Below are 10,740 nucleotides of genomic sequence, written 5' to 3' on the forward strand. Positions count from 1 at the left end.
TGATGGGGGCCGTGCGGGGCGAAGGGGCCGGACGGGCCCCGAGCGGGAGGGCCTCCGGCCCGGTGTCACGTCCGCTCGACGGTCATGCCTTCTCGATGACGGCCTTGATGCGCCGCAGGGTGACGGCCAGGTCGGCGGAGATCTTGTCGCCCCACTCGGCGAAGAAACGTTCCTTCTCGGTCGCGTCCATCTCCGCGGTGATGCCCTTGATGCCCTCGGTGGCCGCGACCATCCGGAAGTGGTGGGTCAGCAGGCTGCCGCCGCCCTCGGCCGGCTCGATGTCGAAGCCCCAGACGCTCTGCTGCGGCTCGCCCGCCGAATCGTGCATCGCCCACCGGAAGGTGCGGCCGGGCTCGGCGGCCACCACCTGGGCGTGCGTCGTCCACCGGCCGCGCACCACCGGCGCCCAGGCGACCACCTCCTCGCTGCGGAGGTTCTCGCCGCGGAACACCGACCCGACCTCGGCCGGGGCGCCGACCACCCACGCACCGCCCTGGCACTCCGGGCTCCACTCACCGCTGCGCGGCAGATCGCTGAGCACCGCGTACACGTCGAGCGGGGCCGCGGCGACGCGGATGTCGGCGTCGGCGGAGAAAATCGGCTGCTTCTCGTTGCTGGATTCGCCCATGCCGGGAATCGTCCCAGCCCGGCCCCGGCGGGGGTCAAGGCCCGGCCGGCGGGTCCGTCAACTCCATGATTCCGTGTCAACTCCGGCGCCCTGCAAGGGCGGAACCGCGGCCGCCGGCACCCGCGGACCGGGCCCTGACCTGCGGACTCACCGCCCCCGCGGGCTACGTGCCGGCGGCCACCTCGCGGGCGAAGTGCAGCGCCACGATCGCCATCCGGTCCGCGTGGTAGAAGCGGTGGGCCCCGTGGTTGGCCACCCCGGAGTCGAGCTCGATCCGCACGCACCCCGCCCGCCGGGCCCGCTCCTCCAGCTCCGCCATCAGCCGCCGCCCGACCCCCGCCGAGCGCACCGCGCGATCGGCCACCAGGTCCTCCACGAACAGCAGCCGCCCACGACTGGTGGCCAGCACCCGGTGCGCCGCCACCCCGACGCACCGCCCGTCCCCGTCGTAGGCGGCGGTGAAGACCAGCCCCTGCCCGTGCGCCTCGGCGGCGAAGTCCGCGAACTCCCCGGCCGTCAGCGCCGGCCTCAACTGTCTGATCAGCGGCCCGACATCGGCCGCCATCGCGGCCTGCCCCGGGACGACGTCCAGCATCGTCAGCTCCATGCGGGCACTCTACGGCCGGGCCGGCGCCCGCGCGCCAACTCGGCACCGCCCGCGACGTCCTGGCGTCCGCCGCCGCCCTCCCGTACCGTCGTGCCCCGTGACCCTCTCGCAGGCGGACGTCAACCGGATCTTCCTCCCGGCCACCTACGCGGACGGCATGCCGTACGGCCTGCTCCGCGAGCTGCGGCGGGCCGCCCCGGTGTGGTGGGTGGAGGAGCCGGCCGTGGCCGGGTGGCCCGGCGGCACCGGCTACTGGGCGGTGCTGCGCCACGCGGACGTGAAGCACGTGCTGCGCCACGCGGACGTCTTCTCCTCGCACCTGGGCGCGACCCAGGTCCGCGACCCGGACACCCCGGCCGACCTGGACTTCGTCCGGGCGATGATGCTCAACCAGGACCCGCCCGACCACTCCCGGCTGCGCCGGATCGTCGCGGGCGCGTTCACCCCGCGTGCCCTGGCCGAGCTGACGGACGCGGTGGCCGGCCGGGTGCGCGAGCTGGTGGCCGAGGTCCGGCCGGACGGCGCCACGGACCTGGTGCGGCTGGTGGCGGACCTGCCGGTGTGGACGCTGGCGCGGGTGATGGGGGTGCCCGAGCAGGACCGGCAGCTGCTGGTCGACTGGGCGAACCGGGTGATCGGCTACCAGGACGCCGACTACGCCCAGTCCAGCACCGCCGACCCGGACACCCTGACCGACCTCGGCCGGGCGGCGCTCGCCCACCGCCCCGCCGCCCGGACCACCCCGGACGGCCGCCCGGTCAACCCGCGCTCCCGCCCCGCGCTCGCCGACATGTACGCCTACGCCCACGGCCTGGCCCAGGCCCCCGGCGAATCCCGCGGCATCCTGGCCCGGGCCCTCCACGCGGGCCTGACCGCCGACGAGTTCGAGACCATGTTCTTCCTCTTCGCCGTCGCCGGGAACGAGACCGTCCGCAACGGCCTGCCCGGCGCCCTGCTCACCCTGTTCGACCACCCCGGGCAGTACCGGCTGCTGCGCGAGCGGCCCGAGCTGACCGGCCCGGCCGTCGAGGAACTGCTGCGCTTCTGGCCGCCGGTGATGAACATCCGCCGCACCGCCGCCGTGGACACCGAGCTGGGCGGCCGGCCGATCCGGCGCGGCGACAAGGTGGTGGTCTACCACGCCTCCGCCAACCGGGACGAGACCGTCTTCCCGGAGCCGGACCGCCTCGACCTCACCCGCACCCCGAACGACCACGTCAGCTTCGGCTACGGCCCGCACTTCTGCGTCGGCGCCCAGCTCGCCCGGGTGCAGCTGCGCCTGATGGTGCGGGAACTGCTGGACGGCCTGCCCGGGCTGGAGCCGGACGCGGCGGCGGGGCCGCCGCAGCGGCTGGTGTCCAACTTCCAGAACGGCCTCAAGTCCCTGCCGGTCCGCTGGCGGACGGCCGGCTGACCGCCGCCGGCCCGGTCGGCCGCGGGTTCGGTCGGCCGCGGGTTCGGTCGGTCGCGGGCCCGTCGAGCGCGGCCCGTCGAACGCGTCGAGGAATTTCGCAAGAGGTTTCTGTTATTCCCGGCCGTCCCCGCCGCTCTCCGAAGTGTCAGCAGGTCCGGGCCCCCGGTTCAGCGGGGTGCGCGGGCCATGGCACGAGGAAAGGAACGCGATGGGACACCGAAGCAGCGAGCTGCGGCGCCGCAAGCGCCGCAGGCTCACCCGCCGGAGCGCGCTGGTCGCCACCGTGGTGGCGGCCGGGCTGGTCGTGGGGACGCTCGGCATCCGCACCGCGCTGGAGCCGACGGCCGCGCACAGCACGGTCGCGGCCGCGGACGGCACCGGCGACCAGGCCGGCGTCGTGCCGGACGGCGACGGGTCGGGGGAGACCGGCACCGCCGAGGGAGGCACCCGGCCGCCCGCCCCGAAGCGCGACGAGAAGGCCACCCCGCCGAAGGCGATACCCAAGGACCAGCCCGAGCGCGGCCTGGTCTACGCGGGGTTGAGCCTGCCCGCCAGCGACCGCTGCGGCAGCATGCTGGAGGTCAGCGGCAGCACCCAGTGCAGCCACGGCCCGGACGTGCCGCCCAGCGGCGTGGACATCCACAAGGACGTCCCGCCGGTCGCCGCCGCGGCCGCCCAGCCGCCCGCGCTCACCCCGCCGGCCGACGTCCGCGCACCCGCCGCCGCCGACCTCCTCAAGGGCGGCGAGCCCGTCCTCGACGTCCAGCAGAAGGCGCTCCTCGACGGCTCCGGCGGCGCCGCCGGCTCCGGTGGCGGGGCCGCCCCGCAGGCCCCGGCCGCCGGCTCCGGCCTGGTCTGCGAGGGCGACGGCCGCAGCGGCAACCGCGTCCAGGTGGTGTACGTGCACACCCCGGGCAACGACCGCTACGCCCAGTACCTCTCCTCGTTCAAGAAGTGGGCCGCCGACGTCGACGTGATCTACAACGCCAGCGCGGCGGAGACCGGCGGCGAGCGGCACGTCCGCTTCGTCACCGAACCCGACTGCAGCGCCTCGGTGCTGAACGTGCAGATCTCCGACGCCGAGGCGGCGGACTTCAACGCGAGCAACCGCGCCCTCGCCGCGCAGGGGTTCGACCGCAAGGACCGCAAGTACATGATGTTCACCGACGCCAAGGTGTACTGCGGGATCGGCACCTTCGCCGGCGACGAGCGCCCCGGGCAGGACAACCTCAGCAACTTCGGCCCCTCCTACGGCCGTACCGACTCGGGCTGCTGGGGCGGCACCACCGCCGCGCACGAACTCGGCCACAACCTGGGCGCGGTGAACAACAGCGCCCCCAACTCCAGCAAGGCCGGCCACTGCACCGACGAGTGGGACATCATGTGCTACTCGGACGCCCCCTACTACCCGCAGATGCGGGTCGTCTGCCCGGACCGCGCCCATGACGACCGGCTCGACTGCCACCACGACGACTACTACAACACCGATCCCAAGCCCGGCAGTTACCTCGCCACCCACTGGAACGTCGCGAACAACCGCTTCCTCATCGCGGGCGGCGGCACCGGCCCGAACCCCACGCCGACCCCGACCCCGACCCCGACCCCGACTGGGTCGCCCACCCGCACGCCCTCGCCGACCCCGACGCCCACTGCCAGCCCGACCGCCACGCCGACCGGCTCCCCGACGCCGACCGCCACGCCGACCCGGGGCGGTGACACCGGCCCGGATCTGACGGTCAGTCAGGTCACCCAGAACTCGGTGCTGCTGAGCTGGAAGGCCGCTGCGGCGGCGGACGGCTACGACGTCCAGCTGAACGGCCAGACCATCGGCACCGTGCGCTCGACCGTGGTCGGCCTGGTCCGGCTCGCCCCCGGCACCTCCTACACCGTGGCCGTCGCCGTCCGCGACGCCGCCGGTGCGGTCGGCAAGCCCGGGCGCGCCGTCACCTTCCACACCCTCGCGGACGCCGGGCGACCGCAGCCCGGTACCCGGTACACCATGGTCAACGGCCTCACCGGCCAGGCCGCCGACCTGTGGGGCAGCTCGCTGAACGACGGCACGGTGGCCATCGCCTACCAGCGCACCGGCTACGCCAACCAGAAGTGGGTCTTCGAGGACGCCGGGAACGGCGCCGTGCGGATCAAGTCCGCGCGCTCCGGCAAGTGCCTGCAGCTCGGCGGCGCCGCCGTCGCCGGCCAGTACGTCGCCCAGCAGCCGTGCGCCGACACCGGCGCGCAGAAGTGGCAACTCGCCGCCACCGGTGGCGGGTTCACCGTCACGGCGGACGGCGGCTCGCTGGTGCTCGGGCTCAGCGACCGCTGGTACTACGGCGGCTGGCTGCTGGAGCTGCAGCAGCCGAGCGGCCAGTCGTACCAGAACTGGTCACTGGTGAAGACCTCGTAGCTCCGCGCTCGCGCCGGGGGGGGGGCGGCGCCCAAGGGGGGGGGGCGCCCCCCCCCCCCGGGGCGCCCCCCCCCCCCCCCCCCCCCCCCCCCGGGGGGGGGGGCGGGGGGCCGCGGCCCCCCCCCCCCCCCCCCCCCCCCCCCCCCCCCCGCCGCCGTTCCCGCACCGCAGCCCCGCCCCGCCACCCCGAGGACCTCCCGCCATGCGCACCCGACCGCTCCTTGCCGCCCTCGCCCTCGCGGCCGCGGCCGTACTGTCCGCCACCGCACCCGCCGCCGCCCACGGCGACAGCGTCCACCTGGACGTCTCCGGGCAGCGCGACGGTCACGTCAGCACCGTCGCCACCTGGGAGAACGACCACGACCCGGTCACCGAGGAGTTCGCCGGCACGCTGTCCGCGACCGCCGCGGACGGCCGCACCGCCGGGCCCTGGCGGCTGGTCGCCGTCCCGGGCAGCCCGGGGACGTACACCACCCGGGAGATCCTTCCGGCGGGCCACTGGAAGGTCACCGTCGAATGCGCCTTCCCCTCCCTCGGCCACGCCGAACGCGAACTCGACGTCTCCCAGGCCGCCGTCGCCGACCCGCCGAGCGCCTTCCCGGGCCCGACCGCCACGACCACCCCCGGCACGGCATCCGCCTCGACCCCCGTGGCCACCCCCGGCACGGCATCCGCCTCGACCTCCGTGGCCGCCCCCGGCCGGGAGACCGCGGCCGCTCCCGCCGGCGGGAGCGCCGGTGACGGCACCGCCTGGGCCGCGGTCGGCACCGCCGCCGTCGTGGCCGTGCTGCTGGCCGCCGCCGGCTTCCGGCTCCGGCGCCGCCGTCGCTAGAGACCGCCGCGCCCGCACGCGCGAGGTGCGGCCGGTGCCCGGGCCGTCAGCCCGCCGCGCCCGCGCAGGCCGGGCAGAGCCCGCGGTAGGTGACCTCGGCGCCCGCCAGCGCGAAGCCGAAGCGCTGCTCGGCCGGCAGGTCGGCGAGCGGGTCGCCGGTGGGGTGGACGTCGCGGATGGTGCCGCAGCCGGTGCACACCAGGTGCTGGTGCGCGTGGTGCGCGTTGGGGTCGTAGCGCTTGGCGCGCCCGTCGGTGGAGACCTCGATAACCTCGCCGAGGGTGACCAGTTCGCCGAGGGTGTTGTAGACCGTCGCCCGGGAGATCTCCGGCAGGCGTTCGGCGGCTCTGGCGTGCACCTCGTCGGCCGTGAGGTGCACGTGCTCCCCGTCGAGGACCTCCGCCACGACACGCCGCTGGGAGGTGAGGCGCCAGCCGCGCCCGCGCAGCCGCTCCAGGAGGTCGCTCATTTCGGTTCACCTATTCAGGTCAAGGGGAAGAACGGATCGTACCAATCGATGTCCGAGGTCTTCCGAATCCCGATCGGATCTGGGTTTGGTGGCTTTCTTGACGTGGACGGTGTCCATCGTAGGATCGGCTCCGGCGATAGCCTAGGCAGTAGAGAAGACACCGTGATCCGCCTTGTGAGGAAGGATTCCCATGTCTGACAACCACGATGCAACCGGTGAGGCGGCGGCGGGCTGCCCGGTGAACCACGGGCGGGCGCCGTACCCCGCGCAGGGCGGTGGGAACCGCCAGTGGTGGCCGGAGCGGCTGAACCTGAAGATCCTCGCCAAGAACCCCGCGGTGGCGAACCCGCTCGGCGAGGACTTCGACTACGCGGCGGCCTTCGCCGCCCTCGACCTCCCGGCGGTCAAGCGGGACATCCAGGACGTCCTCACCACCTCCAAGGACTGGTGGCCGGCCGACTTCGGCCACTACGGCCCGTTCATGATCCGGATGGCCTGGCACAGCGCCGGCACCTACCGGATCAGCGACGGCCGCGGCGGCGCCGGCGGCGGCCAGCAGCGCTTCGCGCCACTGAACAGCTGGCCCGACAACGCCAGCCTCGACAAGGCCCGCCGGCTGCTCTGGCCGGTCAAGAAGAAGTACGGCCGCAGCCTCTCCTGGGCCGACCTGATCGTCCTCACCGGCAACGTCGCCCTCGAAGGCATGGGCTTCGAGACCTTCGGCTTCGGCGGCGGCCGGGTCGACGAGTGGGAGCCCGACGAGGACGTCTACTGGGGCCCCGAGACCACCTGGCTGGGCGACCAGCGCTACACCGGCGACCGCGAGCTGGAGAACCCGCTCGCCGCCGTCCAGATGGGCCTGATCTACGTCAACCCCGAGGGCCCCAACGGCAACCCGGACCCGATCGCCGCCGCCCGCGACATCCGCGAGACCTTCTACCGGATGGCGATGAACGACGAGGAGACCGTCGCGCTGATCGCCGGCGGCCACACCTTCGGCAAGACCCACGGCGCCGGCCCGGCGGACAACGTCGGCCCGGACCCGGAGGACGCGCCGATGGAGCAGCAGGGCCTCGGCTGGAAGAGCCGCTTCCGCACCGGTGTGGGCGGCGACGCGATCACCTCCGGCCTGGAGGGCACCTGGACGGCCACCCCGATCACCTGGGACAACAGCTTCTTCGAGACGCTGTTCGGCTACGAGTGGGAGCTCACCAAGAGCCCGGCCGGCGCCTACCAGTACAAGCCCAAGGACGGTGCCGGCGAGGGCACCGTGCCGGACGCGCACGACCCGAGCAAGCGGCACGTGCCGATCATGCTCACCACCGACCTGTCGCTGCGCTACGACCCGGTCTACGAGCCGATCTCCCGGCGCTTCCTGGAGAACCCGGACCAGTTCGCGGACGCCTTCGCCCGCGCCTGGTTCAAGCTCACCCACCGCGACATGGGCCCGGTCGTGCGCTACCTCGGCCCGGAGGTCCCGGCCGAGCACCTGCTCTGGCAGGACCCGCTGCCGGCCGTCTCGTACGACACCGTCGAGCCGGCGGACGTCGCCGACCTCAAGCGGCGGATCGCCGGGACCGGCCTGTCCGTCTCCGAGCTGGTCTCCGCCGCCTGGGCCGCCGCCTCCTCCTTCCGCAGCAGCGACAAGCGCGGCGGTGCCAACGGCGGTCGCATCCGCCTGCAGCCGCAGGCCGGCTGGGAGGTCAACGAGCCGGACCGGCTGGCCGGTGTGCTGCGCGCCCTCGAAGGCGTCCAGCGGGACTTCAACGCGCAGGGCGGCGCCAAGCAGGTCTCGCTCGCCGACCTGGTGGTGCTGGCCGGCGGCGTCGGCATCGAGCAGGCGGCCCGGGCGGCCGGCCTCGCCGTCGAGGTGCCGTTCGCGCCCGGCCGGGTGGACGCGCCGCAGGAGCTGACCGACGTCGAGTCCTTCGCCGCCCTGGAGCCCAAGGCGGACGGCTTCCGCAACTGGGTCGGCAAGGGCAACCGGATCGCGGCCGAGTTCCTGCTGCTGGACAAGGCGAACCTGCTGGGCCTCAGCGCCCCCGAGATGACCGTGCTGGTCGGCGGTCTGCGGGTGCTGGGCGCCAACCACCAGCAGTCCGCGCTCGGCGTGTTCACCGACACCCCCGGCGTGCTGACGAACGACTTCTTCGTCAACCTGCTGGACCTGGACACCAGTTGGCGCGCCACCTCGGAGGCCGCCGACACCTTCGAGGGCCGGGACGCGTCCGGCGCCGTCCGCTGGACCGGCAGCCGGGCCGACCTGGTGTTCGGCTCCAACGCCGAACTGCGGGCGGTCGCCGAGGTGTACGCGGCGGACGACGCCAAGGAGAAGTTCGTGACGGACTTCGTCGCCGCCTGGGTCAAGGTCATGAACGCGGACCGCTTCGACCTGGCGTGATCCGCTGAACCAACCGGCGGGAGCCCGGGGCCGCGTGCCCCGGGCTCCCGTTCAGCTGTCGGCGGAGCCGACGCTGACCAGCCCGGTCTCGTACGCCGCGACCACCACCTGGGCCCGGTCCCGCAGCCCCAACTTGCCGAGGATGCGGGCCACATGGGTCTTCACCGTGGCTTCGGACAGCCCCAGCCGGGCGGCCAGCTCCGCGTTGCTGAGGCCGCGCGCGAGCAGGGTCGTCACCTCCAGCTCGCGCGGGGTGAGCGTCGCCAGCTCCCGGTGCGGGGCACCGGTGCCGGGGGCGCCGGGGGCGGCCTGGCGGGCGAAGCGCCCGACCAGCCGGCGGGTGATCGCGGGCGCGAGCAGCGCGTCCCCGGTGCGGACCAGCCGGACGGCGGCGGCCAGGTGCTCGGGGGTGACGTCCTTGAGCAGGAAGCCGCTCGCGCCGGCGGCCAGCGCGGCGTAGACGTAGTGGTCGAGGTCGAAGGTGGTCAGCATGATGATGCGGGGAGGCTCCTGATCGCCGCCGTCGAGGATCCGCCGGGTCGCCTCCAGCCCGTCCAGGCCGGGCATCCGGATGTCCATCAGCACCACGTCCGGCCGGGTGCGGCGGACGGCGGCGACGGCCTGCTCGCCGTCCTCGGCCTCGGCGACCACCTCGATGCCCTCGGACTCCAGGATCAACCGGAACCCGGTGCGGACCAGGGCCTGGTCGTCCGCCACCACCACGCGCAGCTCGCTCATCAACTCTCCAACGGAATCAGGGCCTTGACGCGGTAGCCGCCGCGCGTCCGGGGGCCGGTGTGCAGGGTGCCGCCGTAGACGGCGAGGCGTTCGCGCAGGCCGAGCAGGCCGCGCCCGTTGCCGGTGGCGGCGGCGCCGGTCCGGCGGCCGCCGGAGTCGGTGACCTCCACCCGCAGCAGGTCGGCGGCGTACTCGACGGTCACCGCCGCCTCGGCGCCGCCCGCGTGCTTGACCGTGTTGGTCAGCGCCTCCTGGACGACCCGGTAGGCGGCGAGTTCGACCCCGGGCGGGACGGGCCGGCGGGCACCGATGACGGTCAGCTCCACCGGCAGCCCGGCCTGCCGGACGCCGTCGACCAGTGCGTCCAGCCGGTCCAGGCCGGGCTGCGGGCTGAGGCCGGCGCCCGCCGCCGGGTCGTCGCCCTCGCCCGCTTCGAGCGTCAACAGGCCCATCACGTGCCGCAGTTCGGTCATCGCCGCGCGCCCGCCGGCCTCCACCGCGGCCATCGCCTCGCGGGCCTTCTCCGGCGAGCGGTCGAGGATCTTGCGGGCGGCGCCCGCCTGGATCGTCATCATGCTCACGTTGTGCGTCACCACGTCGTGCAACTCCCGGGCGATGCGCGCCCGTTCGTGCTCCACCGCACGCTCCAGCGCGGCCAGCTGCTCGCGCTCCAGGGCGGACCGCCGCCCACGCTCCTCCTCCACCCGGCGGCGCCACATCCGCAGCTCGTAGGCGACCGCGAGGACCGGCACCATGACCAGCACCGCGATCGCCCAGTGCGGGAAGTGCGGCAGTTTCGCCTGCTCGAACAGCACCACCAGCGCGGCGGTCGCGGCCACCAGCCCGCACCGGACCGGCAGCGGGCGGCGCCCGTACGCGGCCGCGCTGTAGGTGGCGACGAGCACCACCTCGCCCAGCGTGTACGCGATGTCCTCCGACAGGTGCCCGACCAGCAGCGCGGCCGGCAGCACCGTCCACAGCACCGTCAGCGGGTAGCGGCGGCGCAGCGCCAGCGGCAGCGGCACCAACGGCACCAGGGGCAGCAGCCCGCGCCAGGCGGGCGCGTCCGGGTCGTGCGCGATGTACGCGTAGCGGCCGCTGACGAGGGCGAGGAAGACGGCCAGGGCGAGGTCGAAGGCCTGGCCGCGGGGGGGGGGGGGGGGGGGGGGGGGGGGGGCCCCCCCCCCCCCCCCCCCCCCCCCCCCCGGGGCCCCCGGCGGGGGTTTGGGACCGGGCGACTGGTGGGG

General features: G+C 74.7%; 9 protein-coding genes. 4 read left to right on the forward strand and 5 right to left on the reverse strand.

Annotated features, from left to right (window positions below; all coding sequences use genetic code 11):
- Positions 1-82: 82 nt before the first annotated feature.
- Both ACPC54_RS08120 and ACPC54_RS08125 read right to left on the reverse strand, forming a co-directional pair.
- The gene (locus ACPC54_RS08120; RefSeq protein ID WP_498962502.1) at positions 83-628 is read right to left on the reverse strand and encodes an SRPBCC family protein; all 546 of its coding nucleotides are present in this window, start codon (positions 626-628) and stop codon (positions 83-85) included.
- Positions 629-791: 163 nt separating this feature from the next.
- Entirely contained in the window at positions 792-1,235 is a 444-nt protein-coding gene (locus ACPC54_RS08125; RefSeq protein WP_498962504.1) for a GNAT family N-acetyltransferase, read from the reverse strand.
- A 97-nt stretch (positions 1,236-1,332) separates the two neighbouring features.
- Between ACPC54_RS08125 and ACPC54_RS08130 the strand changes: the two genes are divergently transcribed.
- From ACPC54_RS08130 to ACPC54_RS08140, 3 genes are all read left to right on the forward strand, one after another.
- Positions 1,333-2,649 carry a cytochrome P450 gene (locus ACPC54_RS08130; RefSeq protein WP_498962506.1) on the forward strand — a complete coding sequence of 439 codons (1,317 nt, stop codon included), beginning with the start codon at positions 1,333-1,335 and terminating at the stop codon, positions 2,647-2,649.
- A 208-nt stretch (positions 2,650-2,857) separates the two neighbouring features.
- On the forward strand, positions 2,858-5,053 hold the full coding sequence (locus ACPC54_RS08135) for an RICIN domain-containing protein (RefSeq protein WP_498962508.1): 2,196 nt from the start codon (positions 2,858-2,860) through the stop codon (positions 5,051-5,053).
- Positions 5,054-5,255: 202 nt separating this feature from the next.
- Positions 5,256-5,885: a hypothetical protein gene (locus tag ACPC54_RS08140; protein ID WP_498962510.1), complete on the forward strand. Its 630-nt coding sequence runs from the start codon at positions 5,256-5,258 to the stop codon at positions 5,883-5,885.
- A gap of 46 nt (positions 5,886-5,931) precedes the next feature.
- Here the strand turns inward: ACPC54_RS08140 and ACPC54_RS08145 are convergent, their stop codons facing one another.
- A complete protein-coding gene (locus ACPC54_RS08145; protein ID WP_498962512.1) occupies positions 5,932-6,354 on the reverse strand; it encodes a Fur family transcriptional regulator in 423 nt (140 codons plus the stop codon).
- 190 nt (positions 6,355-6,544) lie between these two features.
- On the opposite strand from ACPC54_RS08145, the gene katG reads away from it, so the two are divergent.
- Entirely contained in the window at positions 6,545-8,755 is a 2,211-nt protein-coding gene (gene katG, locus ACPC54_RS08150; RefSeq protein ID WP_498962513.1) for a catalase/peroxidase HPI, read from the forward strand.
- A gap of 51 nt (positions 8,756-8,806) precedes the next feature.
- Here the strand turns inward: katG and ACPC54_RS08155 are convergent, their stop codons facing one another.
- Both ACPC54_RS08155 and ACPC54_RS08160 read right to left on the reverse strand, forming a co-directional pair.
- On the reverse strand, positions 8,807-9,493 hold the full coding sequence (locus ACPC54_RS08155) for a response regulator (protein WP_498962514.1): 687 nt from the start codon (positions 9,491-9,493) through the stop codon (positions 8,807-8,809).
- On the reverse strand, positions 9,493-10,617 hold the full coding sequence (locus ACPC54_RS08160; protein WP_498963189.1) for a sensor histidine kinase: 1,125 nt from the start codon (positions 10,615-10,617) through the stop codon (positions 9,493-9,495). Before ACPC54_RS08160 ends, ACPC54_RS08155 begins: the two co-directional genes overlap by 1 nt.
- Positions 10,618-10,740 lie beyond the last annotated feature (123 nt).

Origin of the sequence: Kitasatospora sp. NPDC094028, from assembly GCF_049543595.1 — a bacterium.
In the GTDB taxonomy this organism is placed as follows: Bacteria; Actinomycetota; Actinomycetes; order Streptomycetales; family Streptomycetaceae; genus Kitasatospora.